Annotated in this window: 10 protein-coding genes; 5 read left to right on the plus strand and 5 right to left on the minus strand. The window is 44.1% G+C overall.

The genetic code is table 11. The features are described from left to right. Positions 1 to 107 precede the first annotated feature (107 nt). Positions 108 to 3,587, plus strand: a complete 3,480-nt coding sequence (locus tag RB622_RS04865; RefSeq protein WP_308045396.1) for a glycoside hydrolase family 2 TIM barrel-domain containing protein — start codon at positions 108 to 110, stop codon at positions 3,585 to 3,587. Positions 3,588 to 3,605: 18 nt separating this feature from the next. On the opposite strand, the gene RB622_RS04870 is transcribed toward RB622_RS04865, so the two are convergent. The 5 genes from RB622_RS04870 to RB622_RS04890 form a co-directional block, all read right to left on the minus strand. Beyond that, positions 3,606 to 4,172 (minus strand): YceI family protein, encoded by a 567-nt coding sequence (locus RB622_RS04870; protein WP_308045397.1) that lies wholly within the window; start codon positions 4,170 to 4,172, stop codon positions 3,606 to 3,608. 12 nt (positions 4,173 to 4,184) lie between these two features. After that, positions 4,185 to 5,087, minus strand: a complete 903-nt coding sequence (locus RB622_RS04875) for a DUF5777 family beta-barrel protein (protein WP_308045399.1) — start codon at positions 5,085 to 5,087, stop codon at positions 4,185 to 4,187. A gap of 11 nt (positions 5,088 to 5,098) precedes the next feature. Next, positions 5,099 to 5,617: a Rieske (2Fe-2S) protein gene (locus tag RB622_RS04880; protein WP_308045401.1), complete on the minus strand. Its 519-nt coding sequence runs from the start codon at positions 5,615 to 5,617 to the stop codon at positions 5,099 to 5,101. Between the two features lie 93 nt (positions 5,618 to 5,710). Further along, on the minus strand, positions 5,711 to 7,243 hold the full coding sequence (locus RB622_RS04885; RefSeq protein ID WP_308045402.1) for a hypothetical protein: 1,533 nt from the start codon (positions 7,241 to 7,243) through the stop codon (positions 5,711 to 5,713). Then, positions 7,224 to 7,793: a sigma-70 family RNA polymerase sigma factor gene (locus tag RB622_RS04890; RefSeq protein ID WP_308045403.1), complete on the minus strand. Its 570-nt coding sequence runs from the start codon at positions 7,791 to 7,793 to the stop codon at positions 7,224 to 7,226. Before RB622_RS04890 ends, RB622_RS04885 begins: the two co-directional genes overlap by 20 nt. Before the next feature lie 763 nt (positions 7,794 to 8,556). Between RB622_RS04890 and RB622_RS04895 the strand changes: the two genes are divergently transcribed. The 4 genes from RB622_RS04895 to RB622_RS04910 all read left to right on the plus strand — a co-directional run bounded on the left by RB622_RS04895 (position 8,557) and on the right by RB622_RS04910 (position 14,278). Next, positions 8,557 to 10,374 carry an ABC transporter transmembrane domain-containing protein gene (locus tag RB622_RS04895; RefSeq protein WP_308045404.1) on the plus strand — a complete coding sequence of 606 codons (1,818 nt, stop codon included), beginning with the start codon at positions 8,557 to 8,559 and terminating at the stop codon, positions 10,372 to 10,374. After that, complete coding sequence (locus tag RB622_RS04900; RefSeq protein WP_308045405.1) at positions 10,374 to 12,188, plus strand: MutS-related protein; 1,815 nt, start codon at positions 10,374 to 10,376, stop codon at positions 12,186 to 12,188. Before RB622_RS04895 ends, RB622_RS04900 begins: the two co-directional genes overlap by 1 nt. A 221-nt stretch (positions 12,189 to 12,409) precedes the next feature. Then, positions 12,410 to 13,711 (plus strand): RIP metalloprotease RseP, encoded by a 1,302-nt coding sequence (gene rseP, locus RB622_RS04905; RefSeq protein WP_308045406.1) that lies wholly within the window; start codon positions 12,410 to 12,412, stop codon positions 13,709 to 13,711. 117 nt (positions 13,712 to 13,828) lie between these two features. Next, the gene (locus RB622_RS04910) at positions 13,829 to 14,278 is read left to right on the plus strand and encodes a DUF6702 family protein (RefSeq protein ID WP_308045407.1); all 450 of its coding nucleotides are present in this window, start codon (positions 13,829 to 13,831) and stop codon (positions 14,276 to 14,278) included. Positions 14,279 to 14,378: the final 100 nt, after the last annotated feature.

Consider the following 14,378-nt stretch of genomic DNA (forward strand, 5'->3'; position numbering starts at 1 on the left):
AGTTTCTTTTTGTTTAAACCTACTTTTAATACTTTTACAAATACCCGACACTACACCCTCAGGTTACTTTTGTAGTAGGTAAAGTTCATCCCCGATTTAGTAAAAACATGTATCATTTGAATGACTGCCGGTTCCTTGCATTATATATTTTTCTGTTTTTAACCACTTTATCTTCAAACGCCCAGGTCGTTCCAGACCGGGTCAATCCAGACCGGGTCAATCCAGACCGGGTCGTTCCAGACCGGGTCGTTCCAGAATGGAAGGATCCTGAAATCATCAGTGTCAATACCGAAAAAGGGCGTGCCGATTTTGTCCCTTATGACGACGAAAAAAGTGCCTTGCAGCTTGATAAAAAATCACCTTTTGTACATTCGCTAAACGGCACATGGAAATTTAAGTGGGTTTCCCATCCTTCCAAAGCGCCTTCAAATTTTTTCCAGCCGTCATTTTCTACCGTCAATTGGGATAATCTTACCGTTCCTTCCAACTGGCAGGTCGCCGGTGCACGTGAAGGCCGTGCTTATGACAAACCGGTTTTCGCCAATATCAAACATCCGTTCAAGGCAAATCCTCCGGGAATCGATGCGGACACCAATGCGACCGGACTTTACCGCACAACGTTTAATGTATCCGATAGCGACAAAGGAAAGACTTTCTTTCTTCAGTTCGGAGGCGTTCAGTCGGCTTGTTATGTCTGGTTGAATGGTGAAGCCATTGGCTATCATGAAGACGGGATGACTCCTTTTGAATTTAATGTGACCGGCGACGTAAAATCGGGAATAAATCATTTGGCGGTAGAAGTTGTCAACTGGTCCGATGGAAGTTATCTTGAAGATCAGGATTTCTGGCGCCTTTCAGGAATTTTCCGCGATGTCAATCTGATTACCCTTCCCGATGTCCACATCAACGATTTTGCAGTGCGCACGGATCTGGACGCCAATTACCAGAACGCCACGTTAAAGATCAGCACCTACGTAAAGAATTTTTCAAAACAGACCGCTGCGGGAAATCAATTGGTTTTCACGTTGTATGACTCAAAAAAATCTGTGGTTGTGGCACCCATCAGCCGGCAGATTGGCAATGTTGAACCCCAGGGTGAAATTCCCATCCGGATTGAAATCCCGGTAACCAATCCGGAAAAATGGAGTGCAGAATCGCCTTCATTGTATACCCTCAGTATTCAAATACTCAATTCCGATGGCAAAACCATTGAAGCCGTCAGCCAGCGCGTCGGGTTTCGCGAGATAAAAATCGCGGGCGGACAGCTGCTCGTAAACGGTAAGGCAATCACCATCAAAGGTGTCAACCGCCACGAATTTGATCCTGAGACCGGCCGGGTGATGAGCCGTGCGCTAATGATCAAAGATATTACGCTGATGAAACAGCACAATATCAATGCCGTACGTACCTCGCATTATCCGAACGTGCCCGAATGGTATGACTTATGCGACGAATATGGCCTGTACGTGATGGATGAAGCGAACATCGAAAGTCATGAACTGTGGAGAAAGAATATCATTCTGGCTGACAAACCGCAATGGAAGGCCGCGTTTCTTGCCAGAGGCACTGCGATGATTGAGCGGGATAAAAATCATCCTTCGATTATTATCTGGTCCCTGGGAAATGAATCCGGTATGGGCGCAAATTTCAACGCGTTGGCTGATTATATCCGTCTGTCCGATCCGACACGGCCGATCCATTATGAGGGAAGAAGCAATTACAAGCCGACGGCGCTCAGCAATTTTGATATCATTTCGGTGATGTACCCTTCGGTCAATGACATGATCGAATTGGTAAAAAAAGATAAAAACAGACCGTTAATCGTTTGCGAATTTGCCCACGGCATGGGCAACAGCATTGGCAATTTCAAGGAATACTGGGATGTTATTGAAAAATATCCGACCATGCAGGGTGGCTTTATCTGGGACTGGGTCGATCAGGGTTTGCAGTTTAAAACAGCCGATGGAACGACTTACTGGGATTATTTCAACTACATTGATGGGGCCAATGCAGGTGACGGGCTCGTTAACCCCGACCGTGTACCGCAACCGGAAATCAATGAGGTAAAAAAAGTTTATCAGTACATTAAATTCGATCTCCCCGATACCCTGCGCACTGGTCAGCGTCAGATTAAGATCAAAAATAATTATGATTTTATTTCGCTAAACGGTTTTGAACTGGTTTGGTCTTTACAGGAAAATGGGAAATTTATTAGCGAGGGGACCCTTGCAAACCTGAATGCCCTACCCAAACAATCGCAGCAGCTTTCGATCCCGTATCAGTTTCCCAATAACCCAAAACCGGGTTACCAATACTTTTTAAATTTAAGCATCCGGTTAAAAAAACCAACTTTATGGGCTCTAGACAATCATGAAATTGCCTGGTATCAGGTTCCTCTTGAAGTTTCCACTGAGGAAGAAAAAGATGTCGCTTATACCCGGAGTCCTGCCTTGAAATTATCGCTGGTTCGCGGTAAAGGGGTAACGATCAGCGGACAGCATTTTTCTGTCAGTTTTAACAAGAAAAACGCCCGCATGTCTTCGTTTGTTTATAAAAAGGAAGAAATGCTGGAATCAGGTCCTTTTGCAAATTTCTGGCGCGTACCTACGGATAACGACGAAGGCGGTGGAAAACAAAGCTTTGCCGCCCAATGGAGAAACGCAAATCTGGATTCACTGAAACTGACAGGCTCTGACCTGCGTGTTGAGAAACTGAATCCGCACGTGTTTAAGGTTACAATGATGAAAAGCCTTCGCAGCCGGACTGGTGGCATGATCGTCAGCTCCGTTTACACGATTTATGCAACGGGCGATATTCGTGTACAAAACACCTTCACACCAAGCGGCGAATGGCCGGAACTGGCAAAAGTTGGCTTTCAATTTCAAATGCCTGCCACCTATAACAAGATTCAGTGGTTTGGAAACGGGCCGTACGAAACGTATGCCGACCGAAAAACAAGTGGCCGAATCGGGTTGTATGAGGGTAGCGTTGCCGACCAGCATTTCCCGTACATAAGTCCTCAGGAAAACGGAAATAAAACGGATGTACGCTGGACTGCCATTACCAATGAAGAAGGCCTCGGACTGATTGCGATCAGCGATTCGGTTTTCAACGTAAATGTCCATGATTATACCGACAAGGAATTGTTGGCGGCAAAAAAACGTGCCTCAGTACTTTCCAGAGGGAATACCACCGTGGTAAATCTGGACCTTGCGCAAATGGGACTTGGTGGTGATGACAGCTGGTCGCCGCGTGTGCATGACAAGTACAGGCTGCAAGCGCGTCCGTATTCCTATGCTTACCGTTTAAAAGGAATTGACAATGCTTCCAATCTTGACCAAATCACGCATACCAGGCTTCCGGATGTCGCTTCCAAAGCAAAAACTGCCGCTGCCGAAGGAGACGAGCAGGTTGCAGGGGACAATTCAGCTGACGATGAGGAAGAAGAAGCTGTAAAACCAACAGTAAGAAAATATTCATCCAAATACGCACGGAAGAAAGTATCACACAGAAAGAAACCGACTCGTAAAAACAAGTCGGTTTCTAGAAAAAAATCAGGCTCTAAAAAGAAAAAGAGAAGAAGATAACTTCCTGTACATCCTCTCCTATTTTTTGTATGGCGAGAGGATGTACTCCACTTTTACCTTGATCGATTGTGCGATTTTCACAAAAACAATCTGAGGAATATCGATCTTATGATCAACCAGGGCCACTTCAAAATCGGCGCTAATCATCACTTTTCCCCCTTCTATTTTTAGCTTCCCTTTAATCGTCCGGTTTTTACTGACTCCGTGCACCGTAAAACTTCCGGTTGCAGAGGCGTCATAGGTTCCGTCTTTAGTAAAATCAATAACCTGATCCAGTTTTCCGCTGAAAGTCCCCGTAGGATATTTGACCGACTCCATGTAGTTTTCATTAAAATGTTCCTGCATCAATTTATTTGGAAAAACAAAGTCACGCATGTTCATTCGGACGGCGATTTCATTCGTCGCCGTATTCAATAACACCTGCGTCTTTTTGTTTTCCGCATAGATATTTTCCATCGGCGTTTCAGACGAAAACTTTGTATTCCCACCAGCTGTTGCAAACATGCCTCCCTGGGCGAAAACCGCCCCTGATACGCCTGCAAACGCAATCAGGAAGATTACGATCAGGACTATATGATGTCTCATAAATCTGTATGTTTAATATTGCACTTTCTTGCTTTTCTTGTCAAAACTGAAAGTTCGTGAGATATTGAAGCCGTAATGCACATCCCCTTTCCCCCAGCTGCCGGTCGTTTCTCCTATAAATTGTTTTTCGATCATCCCCAGTGAATTGGTAAAATGTAGCTGAAACACATGCCCGCCGGTCTCGATATCGACGCCAAAGGCCATGGAGTCATGATAAGGCAGCGTAGCGTTTTTATCATGCGCTGCCCAAAAATATTCAGCATTCACGGAAACTCTTTTGCTCAGCTTTAAGCGCCCCCCCAAACCAACGGAGAAAAGCCCACGCTTGTCTCCGGCTAGTTCAGGCAGGTTTCGATATAGATAGGTTGGTGTTATTTGCAGTGAAAGTCTCTCGCTGAACTTGCGGGCGATAAGTGCCTGATATACATAAGTCAGCTTATTTTTAAAACTGCGGGTGACTTCATCTTCTAAAACCGGACGCAGCGTACGGATCGCCGCACTTCCAAAGAGTGTTACCGATAAAGGTATCTGCCGCGCTCCGGTAGTTTGTTTGATCAGCCGGTATTTCCCAAAAAAATCAAATGCTTTTTGTTCCGTGCTACGGCCCACACCGATCATCAGATCGTTCGAAATACCATATTCAAAACCCAGTCTCAGTGTGGCCTGATCCAATCCGTACAGTTGATATGACCCAGAATTCAGTCGGCCAAAACGGTGAGAGATCCGAAAATCCATGTGGTTTTTCTTAACCGTCTCCACCGAGTGTCCATTAATGATCCGGGTCGATTTAAAAGTTGCCTGCACGGGCACAGTGGCATTGCTATCCAGTTTATTCAATTCTCCAAGCAGATCATTCTGTGCATGGAGCGAATTTACAGCAAAAAGTAAAATGATTGCGGGGCGGAGTGCTTTCATCGTCTTCAGAATTACGCGGTTACTGTTAATGTATTTCCATCTGCGGAGACAACAGCCTTGTACGCCTTCAGCGAGGCAACAGCAGGACCATTATCCACTGTGCCCGTAAGGGCATATTCCGAGCCGTGGTTCGGACAATAGATATCATTTTCAGCACTGCGGTACTGCACCGTTGTTCCTTCATGCGTGCATACTTTTGACAGTGCCACGTATGTTTTGGTTGTGGAAAAAGCCACGATCAGATCGCCGATGATGGCAAATGAGCCAGCCGTTTTCAACTTTGAATAGGTCGCATTGGTCAGGTCAACCGTAAAGTTGATCGCACCTGCCGAAGTCGTTGCATTGCCTGTAAGACCGGTTGTCCCGCCAGGCGTTGTCGGCGTTGGAGGCGTTGTAACCGGATCCATTTCCCCTGTGCTGCATGAGGTAAGTGAGCCAAGACAATAAACAGCCATCAGTGTGGATGTTCCAAGGCTCAGACTTCTCAGGAATTCGGCCCTTTTCATCGTTTCTTTTTGAGTAGTGTTCATGGTGAATTAATTAGGAATGAATGAAAAAAATTGGCAAAAACATCCCGTTCCCTGATTTTCAGGGAATGAACAGGAGACATTAAATTTTACTACTTATTTAAAAACAGGGGTATATCTAACTGAAAACCAAGTACCAAACGTAAACAGATCCACCTTACCAAACCCAACCTTTTTAACTGGAATTCTCACATAGGGTTCTGCGATCAGCGATAATTTTTTCGACAAACGATACTCATATCCAACCGAGGCATTCAAGTGGCTCAGCCAATACCAGCCGGTTGAAGTTTCATAATTCGGCCACTTTGGGTAATGAACGTATTTAGAATAATTGTAATCGTACTTTTCATTTTGCATATAATAAGAGGAAGCGCCTGCGCCTGCAAACCAGCGTGAGCGTTCGGTTTGCGCTATATCATAACGCAGGTTCAACGGTATTTCGATGATCTTACACACCCCGTCAACACTGGTTGGCAACACTTTCTGGTCATACCAGCTGGCAGGCCATTCGTACTCACCGGCTTTTGCATTGTAAACTTTCGAACTTCTGGTTACGCCGGTCTGAATGTATAATTTCCGGAACAATGCATATTCAATAAGCAGCGAAACGGCTGTGCCCGGTTTTGAGAAATTTTTCACACCTACGGTGCTAAGCTCCGGAGAATAACTAAAACGCACGGCAAATTTCGGGGAGGGTTCTTTTTCTTCCGCTGTTTTGGTTGTTTCCAAAACCGGTGTCCCAGCTGGCCTCACCTTCGGCAACGTACTTGTTTTATTCCAAACCATTGCCCGCGCTTCCAGCAAATCCGCAGCAATCAATAACCGGTTTTCCTCAGCCACATCATGGGAGCCAACGGGAATATTGTCCGCGACACCAGGCTTGAAAACGTTGTCGGTCCCGGCATTTTCTGCCATCCGGTTTCCGGAATTAAAAACTTCACTTCCAGCGCTTCCTGACTGCTCCAAAACTTCTTTCTCCCTTACTTTTCCGGCACCGCGCTGAATTCCCGAAGAATTATCAACATTGTCCGCTAAATTAAATGCCCCGTCACCCCCTCTCCCAATAGAACGGTTAGGCTCTAAGTACACTCCGCCTGTCTTAGACCAGCGACGGGGCAGTATCTTTCTATTTTTTGTTGCAGCAATTTCTTTGTTAACCACCGTCCCCGGCAAACCATTTTCTCTCGTTGATATCCCTACCCCATCGCTTTTTGCAACAGTACCAGTTTCATCGCCCTGGCCAGCGTTTTTGATTCGGACAACATCTTTATTTTGTCCATCCAAATTTTCACCGGCCAGTTTTTCAACCGTTTTATTATTATCCGCTTCATCCTTTTTAATCGCAGGCGCAGGACCTATCGATGTTTGACCGGCATTCTTGGCAGCAAAATTATTTTCAGATTCTTTTGCGTTATTCGTTAGCAAATAAGTACCAATTCCGCCTGTCATCAGCAAGGCAAGCAAACCTGCCGACCACCATTTTCTCCACCACATCGCGGGTGTTTTTCCATCAGCACCATCCAAACTCTTGCTCAGCGCGTTCCAATCCTGAGGATCAAATATCGAATCAAGCTCTTCCGCAGACTTTTTGAAGAGCTTATCCAGTTCGTCATCTGGTAACTCTTTCATAATTGTCAATGTTAATTTTGGATAGCATAATTCTCAACTTTTCCCTGGCCCGCGACAAATTTGATTTTGAAGCGCCTACGGAAATATTTAATTGTTCGGCAATTTCTTCGTGCGTGTACCCGTCAATCACAGCCAGACTAAAAACCAGTCTATAGGCCGGCGTTAATTCTTGTACAAGGCTGATTATCTCTTCATGCGCCATTTTGTTGATTACAGTTTCATCCACAAACACCTGATCCGCAGCTTCCACATCATCCAAAACTTCATGACGAATTTCGTGCCGGTAATGATCCAGTGCGGTATTTATCATGACCCTGCTCAACCAACTTTTAAAGGAACGGCTTTGATCAAAACTATCAAGCTTGGTAAAAATCTTTAAAAAACCATCGTTCATTATTTCCTTCGCCTCTTCCCGACTCCGTGTATAGCGTAAACAGATACTCATAGCATAGCCATAAAACTGTTTATACAACAGCTCCTGACTACGGCGGTTCTTTTGCAAACAGCCGTCGAGTAGTTCTTGTAGAACGGCGGAGTTATACTCGGGCATCTCGTTTGTTTTTCTATACTTACGTTGTAATTGTCACCGCGGTTGCGTGCGTTTCTGTTTTTTTGAAAATAAATTTTCAAAGCAGTAAGTAATACGCCAAATCCTGAATTTATCCTCCAAATAAAGCTTCGAAAGCACAGGATAAAGAGCAAAAGAAAGAGCCAGTTCTATCATTTTTAACCTCCAAAAATAATTACTCAAGTTCATGATTTTTCTTGGTTTTTTTTCATCACGAAAAACAGGAAACGTACGCTACCCGAAGTTTTTTTAACATTTCATGATTCTTAATTTCACCCATCGTTTAAGATTCTTTTCATTCCTCATTAATTTAATTAGTCCTGTCAATACCACGAAACGTTCCTACGGAACGGCTGGTGGTGTTGGCTGCGGTTGGTTCTCATATCCAGACCTTTCAGAGTTGGTTTTATATGCTTTGAAGCGACAAAATCGAATAATTTTTTTCTCTTTTTTCACGCAGATAACAGTTTATCACTAAATTGACATTTGTAAAATTCATTCTACAAAATATCCATTGGATTACTTTTAGTAAAAAACAGAAAAATGCCATTTTTATTAAACTAATGATAATTCTCAATGATCCGGCTTATCAATCTTGTCCGTAATTATCAATTATTCCGTACTTTTGCTGCCCTGATGATAGGAATATGGTTATCAGGCATTTGACCTAAATTTACCAATCCGTAATTACCGTTACCCCTTTGTTAATACCAGTTAAGTAACCTTTATTGAATAGATTTTTGCAATGGCCAAAAGAAGAATTAGTGATGAGGGAGAATCAGAATCTCCTTTTGCAGTAAAAAAAATTAGTTGGGAAGGACTAAAAAAAACTTTCGCCCTTTTTCGTTACATACTTCCTTACAAGTGGCTTTTCATAGTCGGGATGATATTCCTGACACTTTCAACCTTCACATCGCTCGCTTTCCCGAAACTTATCGGAAGCATTGTTGAAGTCATCGAAGGAAAATCACAATATACCATCAACCAGATTACCTTCTTCCTGGTTTTTGTCCTCATTTTCCAGGCTGTTTTTTCTTTCCTGCGAATATTCCTGTTTACCCGTGTCAGCGAAAGGGCCATGGCCGATCTGCGCCGGGACACCTATGCCAAAATTATAACGCTGCCCATAGGATTTCTGGAACAGCGCCGTGTCGGAGAATTAACCAGCCGCGTAACTTCCGATGTTTCTCAGCTGGAAGGTGTTTTGTCATTCACGATCGCTGAATTTTTCCGTCAGATAGCCACGTTGGTCGTCGGTATTGCCATTATTTCATACACATCCTGGAAACTAACATTGTTCATGATGGGTACATTCCCGATTCTGGTTATTGCAGCCATGTTTTTTGGAAGATACATCCGTCGTTTGTCTAAAAAAGCACAGGATGAACTGGCTGCCGCCAACGTGATCGTGGAAGAAACTTTGCAGTCTGTTAATGTTGTGAAGGCTTTTACAAATGAACATCTGGAAGTGAACAGATATCAAACGGCGTTGGGAAAAGTTGTAAAACTGGCACTCCATGCCGCGACTTATCGTGGTGGATTTGTCTCGTTTATCATCTTTGCAATCTTTGGAGGCATTGTTGGCGTGATTTGGTTTGGCGCAGGTCTGGTGCAATCCGGGGATATGAACCTGTCCGATTTGTTCACGTTCATTTTGTATACCACTTTTATTGGTGCTTCCATTGGAGGCCTTGGCGATTTGTATGCACAGATCAACAAAACCGTCGGAGCGTCGGAACGTATTTTTGAATTGCTGGCAGAAACATCCGAAGTATCGGTTGAAGAGTCGGCAAACACTTCGATTTCACCGGTTAGAGGGGATATTACCTATAAAAACGTTCACTTCTCCTATCCATCCAGGGCTGATCTGCCGGTACTAAAGGGAATTTCTTTCCATGTGAATGCAGGAGAAAAAATTGCGTTGGTCGGATACAGCGGCGCAGGGAAATCTACGATCATTCAGCTGCTGATGCGGTATTACAACAATCAATCCGGAAATATTCTGGTTGATGGAAAACCAATATCCGAATACGGAATTTCAGAATTACGGAAAAACATTGCCATCGTTCCACAAGAGGTTATTCTTTTTGGGGGGACGATTTATGAAAATATTGCGTATGGCCGACCTTCTGCGACAAAAGAAGAGGTTTATGAGGCTGCGAACAAAGCCTATGCCACTGAGTTCATCGATTCGTTCCCTGAGCGGTTCGAAACCGTTGTTGGCGAGCGTGGTATAAAACTATCAGGAGGACAACGTCAGCGTATTGCCATTGCACGTGCGATTTTAAAGGATCCGAAAATCCTGATCCTGGATGAAGCAACAAGCTCGCTGGATGCAGAATCAGAAAAACTGGTCCAAATTGCCCTGAATGAACTGATGCAAAACCGCACCACCATCGTCATTGCACACAGACTGGCAACGATCAGAAAAGTAGATTCCATTTATGTAATCAGAGACGGCAAAATTGCCGAGTCGGGCTCACATCAGGAATTATCTCTGCTCGACAACGGCTTGTATGCAAGTCTGATTAAATTACAGTTTGAAACAGCAGAGGCGCATTGATGGATAATCATAAGGAAACGACAAACCCACACACTTTTTTTGAAACGGAACTTCAGAAAGCAAAAGTAGCTGAGCAAATTGCTCAGGAACGTTCCAATGTACTTTCTATCGGTAGGGTTGTCGCTTTTCTCTGCATTTTCGCGACATTATGGGTTGGAAATAAAACAGGACAACCGGGTTGGGGCATCGGTGCGGCGATCGCACTTGTACTTTTTCTGATTCTGATGCGGTTACAGCAAACGGCAAAGAGAAAACGTAATTTCCAGCGCAATATCCAGACCATCAATGAGGATGAAATCGAACGTTTGTCATTTCGGTTTAAAAGAAAAGACACGGGTATTCATTATCAGGAAAAAAATCACGCGTTCGCAACAGACCTTGATATTTTCGGCGATTATTCATTGTATAGGGTTCTAAACCGAACGCGCACGGCAGAAGGCAGCCGCAGACTGGCAAATTGGCTTAAAAACCATGCACCGCTGGAAGAAATTCTGATGCGGCAGGAGGCAGTTGAAGAATTTAAAAACAATCCCGAGTTCCGGCAAACCTGGGAAGCCACGGCCCTTTTGCATCAGCATGCGCAGCAGCAGGTAAGCGCATTCCGGGATTGGTCCACGGAAATTTTACCCGATTCCTTACAGGCATCTTTGCGCTGGCGGTTCTGGCCACTTGTGACGCTAATCATTGGCGGACTGACTTTCGCAGGACTAATTCCTGCCTGGTTGTTGATGCTGAGTTTAGCATGGCACCTGCTCATACTCCGACGTTATAAGGAAGTAATACAGGGACTTGTTTCCCGTACCACGGCGCTGGGACTTACATTGGCTGCTTATGCCGATTTGCTGGATATTGCCGATGGGGCAACTTTTCGCTCCCGCTGGTGGAAACAACGCCAGACTTTAATCCGCGGCGCTGCACATTCTTTAAGAAAATCAGGTGTCTTATTTGAAAGACTCGATTATCATAACAATCCTTATTTTTTCGTCTTTGTCTGTATCCCAATGCTTTGGGATCTGTATTGTCTGGCTGGTCTTGAAAAATGGAAAAAGGCCCACAAGGATGATTTAAATAGCTGGCTCAACGTCCTGGCTGATATCGAAGCCATGAACAGTCTGGCGGGGAATGCCTTTGCTTATCCGGAACATACGGTTCCTCAGGTCACCTGGCAAAAAGATGTGTATATTGAAACGATCCAAATGGGCCATCCGCTTATTCCCAGAGAAAAACGGGTGAGTAATCCTTTCCATATGAATGGTTTGGGCCACACCATCCTGGTTACAGGTTCCAATATGTCGGGCAAAAGTACCTTTTTACGGACGATCGGACTTAATCTCGTACTGGCTCAGATGGGCGCAGTGGTTTCTGCCGCCAAATTTGCATGCGCACCGGTCCGCGTGTTCAGCAGCATGCGTACACAGGATTCTTTGGAAGAAAGCACATCATCGTTTTATGCCGAATTAAAACGGTTAAGACAACTACTGGAACTCGCCGACGAAAAAAATCAGTCGCCGGTTTTCTATCTTTTGGATGAGATATTAAAAGGAACAAATTCCGCCGACCGACATAAAGGTGCCGAGGCGTTAATCCGTCAGTTGCATACCAAAAGCTCAGCCGGACTGGTCTCAACACATGACCTTGAATTAGGAGAATGGGGAGCGACGGAGTCTTACGTCCATAACTTCCACTTCCGGTCGGATGTGGAGAACGGTCAGCTAAAATTCGATTATCAGCTGCACGACGGAATTTGCAAATCTTTCAACGCGTCGGAGCTCATGCGGATGATGGGCATTGATATCGATATGAAAAATTCATAACCCTGATACCGTTCATCAAAGGTTTTTAAACGAAATTGTGGCTTTTGCGTAACTTTACTGTTTGAGTTTACGTTTATTTGTATTAACAATAAAAGTAAAAGTTTAATCTTTGAAATGACAGGCTCCTGGTCGCCTCGCGAAAAGGAGTTTTATTTTCAATTTTCCATTATCAATTTTCAATTACTTCAAAGATCTGAATGGAATACTTAGAGTACTTAATTATGGCGGGACAGCTCATTTTGGGTTTGTCTATTTTGGTGGGATTGCATGAGTGGGGGCATATGTTTGCCGCTAAGATGTTTGGTATGCGTGTGGAAAAATACTTCATCGGATTTCCGCCGAAGATATGGAGTATACAAAAAGGAGAAACTGAATATGGAATAGGTGCCATTCCACTGGGTGGCTTTGTGAAAATATCGGGTATGATTGATGAATCCATGGATACGGATGCGATGAACAAAGATCCTCAGCCATGGGAATTTCGTTCAAAACCCGCCTGGCAGCGCCTAATCGTAATGCTTGGCGGTATCATCGTCAATGTCATCGTGGGTGTGATCATCTTTATCGTGATTGCTTACAATGAAGGAGAAAAGATTCTATCCAAAGAAGAAGTTAATAAATACGGAATTATTGCGGGAGATCTTGCACAGCAGATCGGCCTGCGTACGGGCGATAAGATCATTAAGGTCAACGGAAAATCTTTTAGCGACTTTAACGAGGTAATCAGTTCTGATGTCTTTTTAGGCAGCAACAGTTCTTACACCGTGGATCGTGCCGGCGAAGAAATTGATATTGATATCCCTAATAACTTTATCGAAAAACTATCTGATCCGGAAGAAAAAGGGAATTTCATACGCCCGGCGATGCCATTTAAAATTGGCGAGCTTTCTCCTGGCGCCCCTGCACAAAAAGCCGGACTTAAAGTAGGTGATAAAATTGTTTCGATCAACAGTGCGCCTATTCGTTTTTACACGGAATTGCAGGCTCAGCTTCCTCCCTTGAAAGGGCAGGTCGCCAAAATCGGTATCGACCGTGCAGGACAGCAGCAGATCATAGACGTTAAAGTTTCGGATGAAGGAACAATCGGTATTGGCGCGGAAAACCTGCTTGTTTTTACAACAATTAACTACACGCTTGGTCAGGCCATGCAGGAAGGTACTAAAAACGCTTTTGCCGTTGTTTTCAATAACATCAAGGGTTTTGGTAAAATATTCCGCGGTGAAGTTTCTGCTTCCAAAGCGCTGAGTGGCCCGATCGGTATTGCCAGAATGTTTGGTGGCGTTTGGGACTGGGCACGTTTCTGGCACCTTACAGGTCTGCTTTCGATGGTGCTAGCCTTTATGAACGCATTGCCAATTCCGGCTTTGGATGGCGGACATGCCGTGATCCTTTCTTACGAAATCATTTCAGGCCGCAAACCATCTGACACTTTCCTTGAAAATGCGCAGAAAGTAGGTATGGTTTTACTGCTGGGTTTAATGGCCTTTGCTATTTTCAACGACGTCTGGAAAGCTGTTTTCTAGAAAATATTCATTGCCCGGCTTATCTGACATAAACCGGGCAATTCAAATACTGTTACATCTTCTTAAAGGTTTGCATTGAAGATCAACCATCTCCCCTTTCTGATCCTAATCTTTTGCTTGTCCAGCTCATTTGCGCCAAAACATCAATATCATGTCAGCGTAACGCAGATGCAGTATAACAAGCCTGCCAAATCTTTTGAAATAAGCATACGGATTTTTACCGACGACCTTGAAAAAGGCGTTTCCGAGGATAACAACAAACGCATTTTCTCGATTAAAAATAATGATCAGAATAATCCGTTTGTAGAACGTTATATCCGGAAACATTTTGCACTCAGCAACGCGCAAAAGAAAGCGGAAGTGCAGTACCTTGGCAAAGAAGAGGAGGCAGATGCAACCTGGATATACCTTGAAGTGCCTTTTCCTGACAACCCGGAAGGCTGGAAACTTCAGAATACGATCCTGATGGAAATTTTTGACGACCAGGTCAATATGACAAATCTAAAATATACCACGGGACCTAAAACATTTTTGTTTAAGAAAGGACAAACCGTTCAAACGATTTAAATGGATTTATTTACAAATAGCCTGACAATAATTCCATTGGCACGGCTATTTTGTTTATATATTCCCTTTCTTTTGAAAGTCATTATTTATAAATTGGGAA

This window comes from Dyadobacter sp. LHD-138 (assembly GCF_030929615.1).
Classification (GTDB): domain Bacteria; phylum Bacteroidota; class Bacteroidia; order Cytophagales; family Spirosomataceae; genus Dyadobacter.

What these genes read in the sequence shown, in the direction of transcription:
- RB622_RS04875 (WP_308045399.1), bottom strand. Translation starts at nt 5,087, where the DNA reads ATGAAAGCACTCCGCCCCGCAATCATTTTACTTTTTGCTGTAAATTCG.
- RB622_RS04895 (WP_308045404.1), top strand. Translation starts at nt 8,557, where the DNA reads ATGGCCAAAAGAAGAATTAGTGATGAGGGAGAATCAGAATCTCCTTTT.
- RB622_RS04870 (WP_308045397.1), bottom strand. Translation starts at nt 4,172, where the DNA reads ATGAGACATCATATAGTCCTGATCGTAATCTTCCTGATTGCGTTTGCA.
- RB622_RS04885 (WP_308045402.1), bottom strand. Translation starts at nt 7,243, where the DNA reads ATGAAAGAGTTACCAGATGACGAACTGGATAAGCTCTTCAAAAAGTCT.
- RB622_RS04880 (WP_308045401.1), bottom strand. Translation starts at nt 5,617, where the DNA reads ATGAACACTACTCAAAAAGAAACGATGAAAAGGGCCGAATTCCTGAGA.
- RB622_RS04890 (WP_308045403.1), bottom strand. Translation starts at nt 7,793, where the DNA reads ATGCCCGAGTATAACTCCGCCGTTCTACAAGAACTACTCGACGGCTGT.
- RB622_RS04865 (WP_308045396.1), top strand. Translation starts at nt 108, where the DNA reads ATGTATCATTTGAATGACTGCCGGTTCCTTGCATTATATATTTTTCTG.
- rseP (WP_308045406.1), top strand. Translation starts at nt 12,410, where the DNA reads ATGGCGGGACAGCTCATTTTGGGTTTGTCTATTTTGGTGGGATTGCAT.
- RB622_RS04900 (WP_308045405.1), top strand. Translation starts at nt 10,374, where the DNA reads ATGGATAATCATAAGGAAACGACAAACCCACACACTTTTTTTGAAACG.